Source organism: Erwinia amylovora, from assembly GCF_017161565.1.
Taxonomy (GTDB): Bacteria; Pseudomonadota; Gammaproteobacteria; order Enterobacterales; family Enterobacteriaceae; genus Erwinia; species Erwinia amylovora.
The window spans coordinates 2896529-2911069 of the sequence record NZ_CP066796.1; the positions used below are offsets into that span (position 1 = coordinate 2896529).

Below are 14541 nucleotides of genomic sequence, written 5' to 3' on the forward strand. Positions count from 1 at the left end.
AGAAGCCCGTGAAGCAAAGTATGCTTTCAGGCAAGGGGAGAAGTCATTCAGTCCTCAATAAACTGCCCGTACGGCATTGAACCGGAAGCGTGGCTAAATGACAGTGAACGTTGGCTCTCTAAGCTGCCTGTACGGCAGTGAACTGATGCATCACACCCGACCGCAATTGAAGCCATTTCTAAGATGCCTGTACGGCAGTGAACACGCAAATCAGCGTCTATCGAATTTATTGCTATTTCTAAACTGCCTGTACAGCGGTGAACAGTGTGCTGCTCTTCAATCAGTGGGGTGCGATTTTCTAAGCTGCCTGTACGGCAGTGAACGTTGCAGAGCTTACTGTTAACGCAAACGTAAATTTCTAAGCTGCCTGTACGGCAGTGAACCGTTACATTACCGGGCTAACTGGCTTATCGCATTAACTTTTTACCAGCTTAACCGTGCTGTACCCTTTTTTCTGTTGAATTATCACGCTTTAGAAATCAACAAGTTAAATCTTAGAAAAAAGGGTTCGCCAGACAGGCCTGTTACCCGGCGAAAACCATCCTATAACGCCAGTCTGTATTTATTACGCCACGGTAAAACCAAGCATCATACCGCTATCTTCATGTTCCAGCAGATGGCAGTGCGCCATATAGGCATGTGCCCTGTCTGCCTGGTGGTTAAAGCGCACCAGCACCTCGCTGCGCCAGCCTTCAACACGTACCGTATCCTTCCAGCCGCTACGATGCGCGGCAGGAGGTTTGCCGTTCTCCGACAGGATGCGGAACTGGGTACCGTGAATATGGAACGGATGCAGCATCTCATCGCCTTCGCCTGAGATCGTCCACTTCTCATAAACGCCCCGCTTAACCTCATACGACGGTTTATCCATATTAAACGCCATGCCGTTGATCTGATTGCCATTATGGAAATCATACTTTTGTTGCTGAGCGGAACTGCCGTGATTCATCCCGGTTATCTCCCGGTGATCGATCGAAGACATTTGCTGGTGGTTCGCACCAGCCTTTTTACCCCCGCCGTGCGCATCCATGCTTATGCCTGCCATCGCCGCATGACCATATCTATCCATTAGCGCCTGCATACCGCGCTTATCCAGTTCCGCGTCCATCGTCAGCTGTAGCCAACGGGTGTTAAGCCCCTGTGACGATGGCATTGCGGGCAGATCGACCAGCTTATCCGGCAGCGTGCCGCTGGCCTGCACCTGTAACGGCACAAGTGACAGCACCGGCAGCGGCTGGTTGAACGGTTCCAGCGTCATGCCCATTTGCCGCACCGGCAGGGTTTGCAGGTCAAACGCTTTGCCGTCAGCCGTATCTACCAGCACTTCATAGCGTTCACCAGGCATCATCGGCAGCTCGCTGACCTGCACCGCTTCTGCCAGCAGCCCGCCGTCGCTGGCAATCACATACATCGGACGTTTATCGCTGGTCGTCAGGTTAAGCGAGCGCGCATTGCAGCCGTTCAACAAACGCAGCCGTAGCCAGCCGCGCGGCACCCCGTGCTGCGGGTAGATTGCCCCGTTAGTCAACATCGTATCGCCAAACCAGCCTACCGCCGCGCTCATGATATCCAGCTTATAATCAATGCGGCTGCCGTCGGCGCTCAGGCGCTTGTCCTGCAGGATGACCGGAATATCGTCGATACCCCACTGTTTTGGCAGCAGCAGCTTGCCGCTTTCCGGGTCAGTGATCAGTACCAGTCCGGCCAGCCCCTGTGCCACCTGAAAACCGGTGCGACCATGCAGGTGCGGATGGAACCAGCAGGTTGCCGCTGGCTGATCGGGGGTAAAAGTCACGCGACGGCTGTGATTTGGCTCAATGCGCGCCTGCGGCCCGCCGTCGACGTTGCCCGGCACTTCCAGGCCGTGCCAGTGCACCGTGGTGGCTTCAGGCAGGCGGTTGTACAGCGTTATATTGACTTCCTTACCGCGCTCCAGCTGGATGGCAGGGCCAGGCAGGTTTGCGTGATATCCCCAGCCGGGCACGCGTTTGCCGCGCCAGCTGCTGTTGATGGCCTGGGCCGTCAGGCTGATTTCACTGCGCGCATCGGGGATAAGTAAGGTGGGGATTGGCAATAGCGGGCGCTGCTCTGCCGCCATCAAAGCGCGGCTCCATACTGGCAGAGCGCCCGCTGCGCCCAACGCGGCGGAGAGTTTGATAAAATCGCGACGTTGCATCTTCCATTCCTTTTTTCGGCCGGCATAAGCTTGCAGCATAAACCCTGCCCCAGCGGGAAGGTCAAGTTTGTTATACAAAGGCGGTGAAAACAGACTTCAGGAATTTTCTACGGTAAAAGTGGCTGGTGCCCGGCGTGAACTGTGCTAACGTCTGATGATTGCAGACGTATGAGAATAACCATGAAGAAAAGCATCAAGGCTCTGTTGCTGTCAGGGCTGTTTGGCTTCACTTCCACCAGCTTCGCCCTGAGCGAGCCGGAAGCAGAAGATCTGGCTGATTTAACCGCAGTATTTGTGTATTTAAAAAATGATTGTGGCTATCGGGACCTTCCTGACGGCCAGATACGCCGTGCGCTGGTCTTTTTTGCCCAGCAAAATCGCTGGGATCTCACCAATTACAGCAGCTTCAATATGAAAGCGTTGGGTGAAGACAGCTACCGTGACCTTAGCGGGATCGCAGTTCCTAACGATGCAAAATGCAAATCGTTGGCACGCGACTCACTGAATCTTCTGGCGTGGGTGAAGTAACTTTCCGCCATTTCCCCTGCCGCAAACAGGTTGACCGTGCAACGGCGGTGATTAATAGCTATCATACTGCGCCCATTTTCGTGACGAGGAATGCCCCACCATGACCGCTAATGAAATGTGGTATGAAACGCTTCATGCCGGATTTGGACAGTATTTTTCTGTCGACAAAGTCATTTATCGCCAACAGACCGATCATCAGGATCTGATTATATTTGAAAATGCCGCCCTGGGTCGCGTTATGGCGCTGGATGGCGTGGTACAAACCACCGAACGCGATGAGTTCATTTATCACGAAATGATGACTCACGTTCCTCTGCTGGCCCACGGCGCACCAAAGCGCGTGCTGATTATTGGCGGCGGAGATGGAGCCATGCTGCGTGAAGTGTGTCGCCATAAAAATATCGAACAAATCACCATGGTTGAAATCGATGCAGGCGTGGTGACTTTCTGCCAGCAGCACCTGCCGAACCATAACGCCGGAGCCTATGAGGATGCACGTTTCAAACTGGTCATTGAGGATGGCGTAAACTTCGTTAATCAAACCAGCGATAAATTCGACGTGATTATCTCTGACTGCACCGATCCTATCGGGCCGGGAGAAAGTCTGTTTACTTCGGAATTTTATCAGGGATGCCGCCGCTGTCTGAATCAGAACGGCATTTTTGTGGCACAGAACGGCGTCTGTTTCCTGCAGCAGGATGAAGCGGTCAACAGCCATCGTAAGCTGAGCCACTATTTTGACGATGTCAGTTTCTACCAGGCCGCAATTCCAACCTACTACGGCGGAATTATGACCTTTGCATGGGCAAGCGACAATCCTGCGTTACGCCAGCTGGATACCGCCACACTGACCGCCCGCTGCACGGAGGCTGGCCTGAAGTGCCGTTATTACAATCCGGCAATCCATACTGGCAGCTTTGCCTTGCCGCAATATCTGTTAAATGCGCTGGCAGATTAGCCGGGCATTTTAAGGGGGTGAATGAAATTGCAAAAGCTGAAACTACACGGCTTCAACAACTTGACCAAAAGCCTGAGTTTTTGTATCTACGACATCTGCTACGCGAATACTGAAGCTGAACGCGACGGATATATTGCCTACATTGATGAACAGTACAATGCTAACCGCCTGACCGAAATTCTGAGCGAAACATGCTCGATTATCGGTGCTAATGTGCTGAATATTGCACGTCAGGATTATGAACCACAGGGTGCCAGCGTCACTATTCTGGTCAGCGAAGAACCGATCGATCCGCGCGATATTGACACCTCTGAGCATCCAGGCCCGCTGCCGAACTCGGTCGTTGCGCATCTGGATAAAAGCCATATCTGCGTACATACCTACCCGGAAAGCCATCCCGAAGGTGGTTTGTGTACCTTCCGCGCGGATATTGAAGTGTCGACCTGTGGCGTGATTTCGCCGTTAAAGGCGCTGAACTACTTAATTCACCAGTTGGAATCTGACATTGTCACCATCGATTATCGCGTACGAGGCTTTACCCGCGATGTGAACGGGGTGAAGCATTTCATCGATCATGAAATCAATTCGATTCAGAACTTCATGTCGGAAGATATGAAGTCAATGTATGACATGATGGATGTGAACGTGTATCAGGAGAATATGTTTCATAGCAAGATGATGCTGAAAGAGTTTGACCTTAAACACTACCTGTTTAATACCAAACCTGAAGAGCTTAGCGCACAGGAACATAAACGCATTACCGACCTGCTGTGGAAAGAAATGCGGGAAATTTACTACGGTCGTAATATCCCGGCTCTTGGTTAACATCGTATCATCAGGCGGCCGCAAGGCCGCTTTTGTCTTGACAACGCCAGCCTGGTGTTCAGGTCAGGCACGGCGTTGACGCCTCTGCTAGCGCTCCGATAAAAATGCCCGGTAAGCGGCAATGACCTTCAAAAAGTCTTCTACCCCACAGAATGACAAACTCTCTTCATCGTAGTAAGTCATGCCCTCTTCCATTTCATCCCCTTCAAACCCAAGCTGATTAGCACGGATCATGACTTCTTCTGCGTCAAGCAGCAGCGTGTACTCACGTCCGACCCGCTGCCATTGCCGTTCGCTGCCTTTTACCTGCGCTATCGCCGCTTCCACCTCGGCCAGTATCTCTGGGTTGTCACTGACTTCGTCATTAAACCAGTGGCCGACCGCCTCATGCCCCATCGACATGCGCACTTTCACTGCCCCGGTGATATCAGATAAAAATTCATATTCCATAGCGCTTTCCTTCCGACCAGTTAACTGCGCACGCTCGGATCATTTTGCGCGTCTGGCTGGTCAATACTGAGCGTTGGCGCGCATTATCGCAGCCTGCTTGCAGAAAAACAGCGCTTTTACTGCAGGCGTAAAAAAACCGGGACCAGGCCCGGTTTTCAGCACAGACGGGGGTTAAACCGCCGTCTGGAAAATCACCGTATCGGCTTTGTCAGTATATTGCGTCAGCCGATCGAAGTTCAGATAACGATAAGTATCAACGGCTGTTTTATCCACCTGGTCCATAAACCCCTGATATTCAGCTGGCGTAGGCAGTTTACCCAGCAGCGATGCCACCGCTGACAGCTCGGCAGAGGCCAGGTAAACATTGGCGCCGGTGCCGAGACGGTTCGGGAAGTTACGCGTCGAGGTCGAAACCACGGTCGCGCCGTCCGCTACCCGCGCCTGGTTGCCCATGCACAGCGAACAGCCCGGGATTTCAATGCGCGCCCCGCTTTTACCGAACACGCTGTAATAGCCCTCCTCGGTGAGCTGCGCCGCATCCATCTTAGTCGGTGGTGCTACCCATAAACGGGTTGGCAGCTGGCCTTTATGGCTATCCAGCAGCTTACCGGCAGCGCGGAAGTGACCAATGTTGGTCATGCACGAACCGATAAACACCTCGTCAATTTTGGTGCCCTGTACGTCAGAAAGCAGACGCGCATCGTCCGGATCGTTAGGCGCACACAGAATTGGCTCTTTGATCTCTGCCAGATCGATATCGATCACCGCAGCGTATTCCGCGTCTGCGTCGCCTTCCAGCAGTTGCGGATCGGCCAGCCATTTTTCCATGCCCTGGATGCGGCGTTCGATTGTACGACGGTCGCCATAGCCTTCAGAGATCATCCACTTCAGCAGCACGATATTCGAGTTGAGATATTCGATAATCGGATCTTTGCCAAGCTTAATGGTACAGCCTGCCGCAGAACGCTCGGCGGATGCATCCGACAGCTCAAACGCCTGCTCCACTTTCAGATCCGGCAACCCTTCGATCTCGAGGATGCGGCCTGAGAAAATGTTCTTCTTCCCTTTCTTCTCCACGGTCAGCAGGCCAGCTTTGATCGCATACAGTGGAATGGCATGAACCAGATCGCGCAGGGTAATACCCGGCTGCATTTTGCCCTTGAAACGTACCAAAACCGACTCAGGCATATCCAGCGGCATTACGCCGGTCGCCGCGGCGAATGCCACCAGACCAGAACCCGCCGGGAATGAGATCCCGATAGGGAACCGGGTATGGGAATCGCCACCGGTACCGACGGTATCCGGCAGCAGCATACGGTTCAGCCAGCTGTGGATAATGCCGTCGCCGGGGCGCAGCGACACGCCGCCACGGTTCATAATGAAGTCAGGCAGGGTGTGATGCGTGGTGACATCCACCGGCTTAGGATAGGCAGCGGTATGACAGAAAGACTGCATCACCAGGTCCGCAGAGAAGCCAAGGCAAGCCAGGTCTTTCAGTTCATCACGGGTCATCGGGCCAGTGGTGTCCTGAGAACCGACCGACGTCATTTTAGGTTCACAATAAGCGCCTGGACGGATCCCTTCAACGCCGCATGCACGGCCCACCATCTTCTGAGCCAGTGAGAAACCGCGCGTGCTGGCCGCCACGTCTTTCGCCTGCAGGAACACATCACTGTGTGGTAAACCCAGGGATTCACGGGCTTTGGTGGTTAAACCACGACCGATAATCAGCGGAATGCGGCCGCCTGCACGTACTTCATCCAGCAGCACTTCGGTTTTCAGCGCGAAGTCAGCCAGCAATTCACCTGTTTCGCGGTTGCGCACTTCACCTTTATAGGGGTAGATATCAATCACATCGCCCATATTCAGACGATCTACGTCCACTTCGATCGGTAGCGCGCCAGCATCTTCCATGGTGTTGAAGAAAATGGGTGCGATCTTGCCGCCAAGGCACACGCCGCCAGCCTTCTTATTGGGTACGTAAGGAATATCGTCGCCCATAAACCACAGCACCGAGTTGGTGGCCGATTTACGCGAAGATCCGGTACCGACGACGTCACCAACGTAGGCCAGCGGGAAACCTTTTTTATGTAAGGCTTCAATCTGTTTGATTGGACCTACGTTGCCTGCTTCATCCGGATCTATCCCTTCACGGGCATTTTTCAACATCGCCAGCGCGTGCAGTGGAATATCCGGGCGTGACCAGGCATCCGGTGCCGGAGAGAGGTCGTCCGTATTGGTTTCGCCGGTCACTTTGAACACGGTTACGGTGATTTTTTCTGCCAGCTTAGGGCGTTTCAGGAACCACTCGGCGTCAGCCCATGACTGAATAATTTTTTTGGCGTGTGGATTGCCCGCTTTCGCTTTATCTTCAACGTCATAGAAGTTGTCGAACATCAGAAGCGTGTGGGAAAGGGACTCTGCAGCCAGCGGGGCCAGCTTTTCGTCGTCAAGCGCGTCAACCAGCGCATGGATGTTATAACCGCCCTGCATGGTACCTAGCAGTTCAACCGCTTTTTCAGGAGTAACCAGAGGAGAAGTCGCTTCACCTTTCGCGACGGCGGCCAGGAAACCGGCTTTGACATACGCCGCTTCGTCAACGCCCGGCGGCACTCGGTTAATTAACAGATCGGACAGAAATTCTTCTTCACCCGCAGGAGGGGCTTTTAGCAGTTCAACCAGCGCGGCCATTTGGGAAGCATCTAACGGTTTAGGAACGATTCCCTGGGCGGCACGCTCGGCAACGTGCTTACGGTATTCTTCTAGCACGACGTTCTCCTCGCTCTCATTGTATTTGGCATACCGGGCTACCTCGCTCGCAGCCCACAGTAAGAACAATCCTATGCGCGGGGTAGAGGTGCCCGGTTTTGCGGGGCTCAGCATAGCAGAAATTCATCAACTTGTTAATCTGTTTACAAAATAGCAACATCATTTTTGTCATAGTTTCAACAGGCTAAAGCAGGATTAATCAGGTACTTAACTGATTTTTGCATCAAGCATATAAATTCTACTGGTTAATCAATTTCAAACCTTGAATCTGTCACACGCCAATACGCATATTCTTGATATGACAATTAACTTAGTTAATTTAAGGAGGGATGATGCATTATCGCTTACCTTACAAAGTTTAAGATATTACCTGGAATAAAAGACACGGTTCTGACGCAAAGACGACAGGGAGCCAACGCCGCTTATTAACAGATAACCTTCCGCTGGAAAATAGTCCATCGACAGAAAACCCAATTCTGCCAAAGCAGTAGAAACCGCTTTGATGATTGAACCCCGGCCCATACGGACCACTATTAACCCCCAGCCCTTTAAAAATAAAAACTTAATATCAAAGAAAAATCATCCACTGAATCCTAATCGGATAAACTTTATTTGTCACCTTACCAACCTCCTTTGTTACATGTATTAAAATGCTGATTATTGGCCGACTCAGAGTACAGAAACTGAAATAACCATTCCCTGAAACACCGCTTTTAACTATAATTAGCAAACCTTATGCTTTTAAAGGGCAGCACAAATGCGCGTGTATTTTGAACCCGAAAATTGTATTTTAAGCAATGATAAAAAGAGCATTAAAATAACCCTGCAGGAAGGAAGATGCCTGGACTATTTGGTTAGAAATGAAGGTAAAATCATAAGAAGAGAGAAGCTGTTAGAAGAGTGCTGGGTTAAACGTGGGGTGACAGTTTCTGACAGCGCAGTCAGGCAGAGTCTTTATCGATTAAGGCGTGCATTTGAAGATGCCGGACTTCCAGCCAATACGTTAACGACACAGGCAAGAAAAGGGCACATCCTGCAAGCAGGATATATCATCTTACTGACCGACCTCGCCAGTCATAACCGTGGTGACATCGAAAGCAGCGTGCCGCCAGTGGTAAAGCAGGATACCTATCGGCATACTAACCATTATTCAACTGTTACATCGCTGTTACCGATTGCTAAATTCCTCTCTCTCTCTGTTATATTGTTTTTGGCCGGGTTTTATACTCGCCAGCAGAATATGATAACAGAAGTCAATTATCATCAGGCGGAAGAAAAAGAGGGAAGGTTTTATTTCTATCGAAAAAATCAGGCGCATTATGGAAGCGCCGCCGCAAAAATCAGTTACTGGTTAGATAACAAGCTCGTCAATGCCAGCGATATGAAGTACGTATATTTGAATAACTCCCGGACTGGAAACACTTCGTTTTATCTTTGCAATGGAGAAATCGGTAATGAAGGTAGTAACTGCACCTCCGTTACTGTTATAGGGGATTATCACTCATGAGGCGCTGTTACTTTACTATTGCCGCCGTCATAGTATTTTCTTGTGGATGGTTCTTCGCTCCATGGATACTATTTTACAATATGGAGGATTGCATTTCTAAAAACATTATCATCTACGATGAACCTGACCGGTATGTGATCAGCCGCAGCACCTGGTTTACCTATCGGGGTGGACAGGAACACAGGTATTCCGCACAAGTATCAATTGATGGTCCACAGGGAAAAATAGATGAGTTTTCTTCAGAAAGGACTATCGAAACTGAACGCCACTTCAATTACGACTCAATTAATGTCAATACCGTTAAATCATTCAGAATAGCAGGGCCATTAACCAGTGACCCACGCACCGGGAAATATATCGATCCGCAAGCCAAAGAGGGGTTTACCGGACAAATACACCTTTTTCGTTACAAAAATAGCTGTCTCGTTGCTGGTTTCAAAGGAGGCCCACTTAGCATCTGCCAATAATACGTATTGCATGGTTTTAACAATCGAACCCAGGGCGATATTCGACCAGGCAGCGATCTGAACGGCACGCCGTGAATTGCTTAGCGTTACCCTCTTTTACCGGTAATGTAGCCAGGCTCAGTCCGGCGAGGCAATACCGAAGCCGGGCTGGCATTAAACATATTATTGGATTAGCCCCGTATGTGCGGGGAACACTCGACATCTAATAAAACTATCAGCGCCATCATCGGTTTATCCCCGCATACGTGGGGAACACATTTTTATTCTTTCGAGCTTTAGGCTTTTTTTCGGTTTATCCCCGCATACGCGGGGAACACTAAATTCTGGCTCCAATCCTGAATCCATTGGCCGGTTTATCCCCGCATACGCGGGGAACACTGGAAAGCCGCCGGTTTTACCATTGTGGGCCACGGTTTATCCCCGCATACGCGGGGAACACAGCGCAGTACTGACCGATGCGGGGAATAGCTGCGGTTTATCCCCGCATACGCGGGGAACACACCCGTAAGCAGCCTACCCGACCCGCAGATGACGGTTTATCCCCGCATACGCGGGGAACACGTCAGAAATGACGTTTGCTAAATCCCCTCTGGCGGTTTATCCCCGCATACGCGGGGAACACTGTCGGGTTTCGCCGCCACTGATTTGAGCGTCCGGTTTATCCCCGCATACGCGGGGAACACAAAAGCCCCGGAGTGCTTAGAACACCTCGAGGCGGTTTATCCCCGCATACGCGGGGAACACGTGGTTTCTGAGTCTGGAATGTACACACTGGTGCGGTTTATCCCCGCATACGCGGGGAACACGTTAGGAATTGCAACAATCGTTGCGTCACCCTCGGTTTATCCCCGCATACGCGGGGAACACTTAATCAGTGCCGGGAGATTGTCGTATGCGAACGGTTTATCCCCGCATACGCGGGGAACACGAGTTAGGCAGAACCTATCAAACCTGAACCGGCGGTTTATCCCCGCATACGCGGGGAACACAGCACTACCCCCGATTTCGTCTCATGCTCCAGCGGTTTATCCCCGCATACGCGGGGAACACGTGATACAGCATGGGGAAATGCTAGTAAATATCGGTTTATCCCCGCATACGCGGGGAACACATAAATTTTCGTGTCGGCCCGTTCCTGAAAAATCGGTTTATCCCCGCATACGCGGGGAACACGCTTCCTGTTTGTTGGCATTTTTCATAAACAGCGGTTTATCCCCGCATACGCGGGGAACACTGCCAGCGCAACCAGCGCCACCATCTGACCGTCGGTTTATCCCCGCATACGCGGGGAACACGCGAATCTTTCGCAAACATCGGTACGACCATCCGGTTTATCCCCGCATACGCGGGGAACACTAAAAAGTGCCTGGAATTTGCAGCCTCATCTGCGGTTTATCCCCGCATACGCGGGGAACACACTGGCCAGCGGCTGTGCGTACACGTAGTAGCCGGTTTATCCCCGCATACGCGGGGAACACGAACAGATATTTTCTGTGAAATCTCGTCCATTAGGTTTATCCCCGCATACGCGGGGAACACAATCACCTAGGAGAATCAAAACACCAGAAGGGCGGTTTATCCCCGCATACGCGGGGAACACTCGAGAGTTAACGCCCGTTTGACGCTCCGCAGCGGTTTATCCCCGCATACGCGGGGAACACCGATTTTGCTGATTCGATGGCGGCATTTTTTACGGTTTATCCCCGCATACGCGGGGAACACAGTGACATTTTATTGTAATCAGCCGTATCAACCGGTTTATCCCCGCATACGCGGGGAACACCAGTGGATTTATCGCGGCGATGGTTGCGGTTACGGTTTATCCCCGCATACGCGGGGAACACATGTGCAAGGACGCTAATCTAAGTCGTTCCGATCGGTTTATCCCCGCATACGCGGGGAACACAAGAAATACAACCACTGCATAAACAGTCAAGTCGGTTTATCCCCGCATACGCGGGGAACACTATATAATGCCCTAGCAAGTGATCCTTATAATCGGTTTATCCCCGCATACGCGGGGAACACGAGCGGCTCCATAACTGTCACGCTGCTAAAAACGGTTTATCCCCGCATACGCGGGGAACACGCTGTTTTGTACAAGCTCATGTCCCCCCGAGCCGGTTTATCCCCGCATACGCGGGGAACACTCAGTGAGGAGTCGGTATATCCAGTGCATCTCCGGTTTATCCCCGCATACGCGGGGAACACTCCAGTTTTTGCGCCAGACTGTCATAAAATGGCGGTTTATCCCCGCATACGCGGGGAACACTCTAGATACAAACCATTGAACCATAACGGCTTTTTTTACCCGTCAAAATCTACCGGATTTTTTGCTGTCAAAAGCCGCGGTTTGCATGTCAGACGGGATAAAATGACACCAGCCGCAGACCGTCCAAATCCACCGGCAGGCGGCGATTCTCACCCAGCGTCTGAAATTCAAAACCCGACTCGCTGTTAGTGGCCCATACCATCGCCACATTGCCATTCTCGTAAAGCTGATTAAGCTGCTGCCAAATCATTTCCCGCACGCGGCGCGAAACATCACCCACGTACACGCCCGCACGCACTTCCAGCAGCCATATGGCAAGACGTCCGCGCAGACGGGGAGGAACATTTTCAGTGATCACCACCAGCATACTCATATTACGCACTCCGGTGCCCGACATCGCCAAAAGACTGTGGTTCAGGGATGGCAACCGGCTGGGCATCCGGCGGGGGTGGGGGTGGGGAGATCTCTCCGGCAGCCAGCACCGTTTCGATCAGAGGAATAAGCTTGCCCAGTATTCTTCCACTGCGGAAAGCATCGCGGCAGGCGAGCCTGACTCTCTTTTCCGCATCTGTTGGCCGCGCCGCCGCAATGGCAAAAGCCGCCGGAACTACCGTTTCAAATTTAATGATATCGGCGATGTCATAAACAAATGACAGCGGCTTGCCACTGTGAACAAAACCAATAGCGGGTGCATATCCCGCCGCCAGCACTGCCGCTTCCGTTACGCCATAAAGACAGGCGGTCGCCGCGCTAATGCACTGATTAATGATATCGCCTTTATCCCAGTCCTTAATATCGTAACGACGCCCACGCCATTCAACGCCGTATTGTTTCGCCAACAGGGAATAGGTTGCTTTTACGCGCCCTCCTTCAATGCCGCGCAGCTGCTCCACCGACCTGCGCGCCGGAGCCTGTTCGCCAAAACGTAACTCGAACATCTTGCGCACGACCTTCAGGCGCAGATCGCCATCCAGCGCCAGCTTCGCCTGATACAGCAACTTATCAGATCGTGCGCCCCCAGGCTGGCCCGAGGCATAAAGGCGCACCCCCGCCTCGCCGACCCATACCAGCAAGGTTCCCACCGTTGCCGCCAGCCTGACGGCAGCATGTGAAACTCGTGTGCCCGGCTCCAGCATAATGCAGGCGATATTACCGACCGGAATATGGGTACGAATGCCGCTTTTATCGATTAAAACAAACGCCCCATCCAGCACATCGATTTGCCCGTACTGGAGAAAAACCAGCGAGATGCGATCTTTTAGCGGCAGCGGCGTTAAAGGAACAAACGACATAAAGCCTCCGGTAACATCCGCGTAGCTCCCTCTTGCTGGTCAGGCACGGGCGATGGATAACATCCCGCAGCCCATGCTTTTCGCCGGTCCGATACCGTTAACCAGGCATTGATAAAAATGTGTTTCACTGGTCACCTGTAATATTCCCTCAAAACAGACCGGCTGTATTTTTCCTGCCACCGCCTGCTTGTTAAAGCAGAGCGCTGGCTCTTTGCTCACCGAGGCGCTGTGTAATACGGCCGCATCCTGCAGCTTGCGCACCAGCCACTGCATCAGCTGGTTATCGTCAATCAGCGGAACGCGGCAGCTTTTTACCTCCCCCCGGCTGTTTACCCGCCCCCGGTTGTCTTTGATGTTTTTCACCGGGTTAGCGCGCAGCCTGAAATGCAGGCGCTGGCCCGGCGACAGGGCAAACTGCGTTACCTTGCTGGCCAGCACCTGTGCCGCTGCGCAATTCTGCGGTGCCTGCAGCGATTGCAGCAGTACCACCTGCCCGGCACGGGCATGGCGGGTTTCAACGCGGAACAGAAAGTCGCGCCGGTCAGATGGCCGGTCGGGAAACAGTTGCCACAGCGCACGATGTAATTGATAGGGGTCTTTTGCCCAACTCCAGGGGACGGCAATCTGGCTTAAATAGATCATTGATCCCCCGCGATGGCATACCAGGTTCTGCTGGCAAACTGGCGTGGTAGGTGGATTAACGGTTCATCACGCATGGTCAGGTGACGTTCGTTACCGCTAATCGCCGTTTCACTGTAAATCACCCCTTGACCCGGCGAGGCTTCTCGCAGTGCCTGCCCGGCATGTTCCGCCTGATGCTGCGCGTAAAACAGCGGTTGTGACAAGGGGCAGCTGCGCCGCCCAAGATAAGGGGTGAAAACGGGCTTTTGCAGCGCAAGTTTCAGCTGTTCCAGCGTGTAGCCCTGTTGATCCGCTGCCGGAGTCCAGAGCGCGACGGTAAAGGCGGCATCGTAAAGGTATTCGCGCCAGGTGAGGATCGTGTCATTGCTTTTCAGGCTGCCATGCTCTTTTCTGGCATCCTGGACGGTATGAAAGTCAACGCGGCTCACCGCTTTATACGGACTGTCATCGTCACAGCGCACGGCAAAACGCACGCTGTCCGCCAGCTTCTGCAGGGCGGTACGGTCGCTACGCGGGATCCCAAGACACGCCCCCAGCAGGCCCAGCAGGCCACTGCGCGTGGGGAAGGAGGCGCTGGAACGCGTGGCTTCAAAACCCGGCAGCCCCCACGCCTGCATCGGTCCGCACAGGCGCATAATCAGGTAATCGGTCATTG

Annotated in this window: 12 protein-coding genes and 2 CRISPR repeat arrays; of the genes, 5 read left to right on the forward strand and 7 right to left on the reverse strand. The window is 52.6% G+C overall.

Features of this window, described 5'->3' with window-relative positions:
- Nucleotides 1-115 precede the first annotated feature (115 nt).
- A CRISPR array of direct repeats spans nucleotides 116-383; the repeat unit is 28 nt; unit sequence TTTCTAAGCTGCCTGTACGGCAGTGAAC.
- A 182-nt stretch (nucleotides 384-565) separates the two neighbouring features.
- Entirely contained in the window at nucleotides 566-2176 is a 1611-nt protein-coding gene (gene cueO, locus JGC47_RS13305; protein ID WP_013034898.1) for a multicopper oxidase CueO, read from the reverse strand.
- Between the two features lie 180 nt (nucleotides 2177-2356).
- Here cueO and JGC47_RS13310 point away from each other — a divergent pair, with 180 nt between their 5' ends.
- From JGC47_RS13310 to speD, 3 genes are all read left to right on the forward strand, one after another.
- Nucleotides 2357-2704 (forward strand): YacC family pilotin-like protein, encoded by a 348-nt coding sequence (locus tag JGC47_RS13310; protein WP_013035878.1) that lies wholly within the window; start codon nucleotides 2357-2359, stop codon nucleotides 2702-2704.
- Between the two features lie 100 nt (nucleotides 2705-2804).
- Nucleotides 2805-3662: a polyamine aminopropyltransferase gene (gene speE, locus JGC47_RS13315; protein WP_004159571.1), complete on the forward strand. Its 858-nt coding sequence runs from the start codon at nucleotides 2805-2807 to the stop codon at nucleotides 3660-3662.
- Between the two features lie 21 nt (nucleotides 3663-3683).
- Nucleotides 3684-4487: an adenosylmethionine decarboxylase gene (gene speD, locus JGC47_RS13320; protein WP_004159573.1), complete on the forward strand. Its 804-nt coding sequence runs from the start codon at nucleotides 3684-3686 to the stop codon at nucleotides 4485-4487.
- A gap of 87 nt (nucleotides 4488-4574) precedes the next feature.
- Here the strand turns inward: speD and yacL are convergent, their stop codons facing one another.
- A complete protein-coding gene (gene yacL / locus JGC47_RS13325) occupies nucleotides 4575-4937 on the reverse strand; it encodes a protein YacL (protein WP_004159576.1) in 363 nt (120 codons plus the stop codon).
- Between the two features lie 171 nt (nucleotides 4938-5108).
- Nucleotides 5109-7706: a bifunctional aconitate hydratase 2/2-methylisocitrate dehydratase gene (acnB, locus tag JGC47_RS13330; RefSeq protein WP_004159579.1), complete on the reverse strand. Its 2598-nt coding sequence runs from the start codon at nucleotides 7704-7706 to the stop codon at nucleotides 5109-5111.
- Nucleotides 7707-8463: 757 nt separating this feature from the next.
- Between acnB and JGC47_RS13335 the strand changes: the two genes are divergently transcribed.
- Together JGC47_RS13335 and JGC47_RS13340 are read left to right on the forward strand one after the other, a co-directional pair.
- On the forward strand, nucleotides 8464-9213 hold the full coding sequence (locus tag JGC47_RS13335; RefSeq protein WP_004159583.1) for a winged helix-turn-helix domain-containing protein: 750 nt from the start codon (nucleotides 8464-8466) through the stop codon (nucleotides 9211-9213).
- Entirely contained in the window at nucleotides 9210-9680 is a 471-nt protein-coding gene (locus tag JGC47_RS13340; protein WP_004159584.1) for a hypothetical protein, read from the forward strand. Before JGC47_RS13335 ends, JGC47_RS13340 begins: the two co-directional genes overlap by 4 nt.
- A 227-nt stretch (nucleotides 9681-9907) precedes the next feature.
- Nucleotides 9908-11952: direct repeats of the CRISPR family, unit length 29 nt; unit sequence CGGTTTATCCCCGCATACGCGGGGAACAC.
- 88 nt (nucleotides 11953-12040) lie between these two features.
- Here the strand turns inward: JGC47_RS13340 and cas2e are convergent.
- Genes cas2e through cas5e form a run of 4 tightly spaced genes read right to left on the reverse strand, consistent with a single transcriptional unit; the run spans nucleotide 12041 to nucleotide 14539 of the window.
- Complete coding sequence (gene cas2e, locus JGC47_RS13345; RefSeq protein ID WP_004159604.1) at nucleotides 12041-12325, reverse strand: type I-E CRISPR-associated endoribonuclease Cas2e; 285 nt, start codon at nucleotides 12323-12325, stop codon at nucleotides 12041-12043.
- Nucleotide 12326: 1 nt separating this feature from the next.
- Nucleotides 12327-13244, reverse strand: a complete 918-nt coding sequence (gene cas1e, locus JGC47_RS13350) for a type I-E CRISPR-associated endonuclease Cas1e (protein ID WP_004159607.1) — start codon at nucleotides 13242-13244, stop codon at nucleotides 12327-12329.
- 39 nt (nucleotides 13245-13283) lie between these two features.
- Nucleotides 13284-13886: a type I-E CRISPR-associated protein Cas6/Cse3/CasE gene (cas6e, locus tag JGC47_RS13355; protein WP_004159610.1), complete on the reverse strand. Its 603-nt coding sequence runs from the start codon at nucleotides 13884-13886 to the stop codon at nucleotides 13284-13286.
- Nucleotides 13883-14539, reverse strand: a complete 657-nt coding sequence (cas5e, locus tag JGC47_RS13360; protein WP_004159613.1) for a type I-E CRISPR-associated protein Cas5/CasD — start codon at nucleotides 14537-14539, stop codon at nucleotides 13883-13885. The genes cas6e and cas5e overlap by 4 nt, the downstream gene beginning before the upstream one ends.
- Nucleotides 14540-14541: the final 2 nt, after the last annotated feature.

Excerpts from the sequence above, each read along its gene's own strand:
- cas1e (WP_004159607.1), bottom strand. The coding sequence starts at position 13,244 with ATGTCGTTTGTTCCTTTAACGCCGCTGCCGCTAAAAGATCGCATCTCG.
- cas2e (WP_004159604.1), bottom strand. The coding sequence starts at position 12,325 with ATGAGTATGCTGGTGGTGATCACTGAAAATGTTCCTCCCCGTCTGCGC.
- speD (WP_004159573.1), top strand. The coding sequence starts at position 3,684 with ATGAAATTGCAAAAGCTGAAACTACACGGCTTCAACAACTTGACCAAA.
- JGC47_RS13335 (WP_004159583.1), top strand. The coding sequence starts at position 8,464 with ATGCGCGTGTATTTTGAACCCGAAAATTGTATTTTAAGCAATGATAAA.
- cas6e (WP_004159610.1), bottom strand. The coding sequence starts at position 13,886 with ATGATCTATTTAAGCCAGATTGCCGTCCCCTGGAGTTGGGCAAAAGAC.
- cueO (WP_013034898.1), bottom strand. The coding sequence starts at position 2,176 with ATGCAACGTCGCGATTTTATCAAACTCTCCGCCGCGTTGGGCGCAGCG.
- JGC47_RS13340 (WP_004159584.1), top strand. The coding sequence starts at position 9,210 with ATGAGGCGCTGTTACTTTACTATTGCCGCCGTCATAGTATTTTCTTGT.
- speE (WP_004159571.1), top strand. The coding sequence starts at position 2,805 with ATGACCGCTAATGAAATGTGGTATGAAACGCTTCATGCCGGATTTGGA.
- JGC47_RS13310 (WP_013035878.1), top strand. The coding sequence starts at position 2,357 with ATGAAGAAAAGCATCAAGGCTCTGTTGCTGTCAGGGCTGTTTGGCTTC.
- cas5e (WP_004159613.1), bottom strand. The coding sequence starts at position 14,539 with ATGACCGATTACCTGATTATGCGCCTGTGCGGACCGATGCAGGCGTGG.
- yacL (WP_004159576.1), bottom strand. The coding sequence starts at position 4,937 with ATGGAATATGAATTTTTATCTGATATCACCGGGGCAGTGAAAGTGCGC.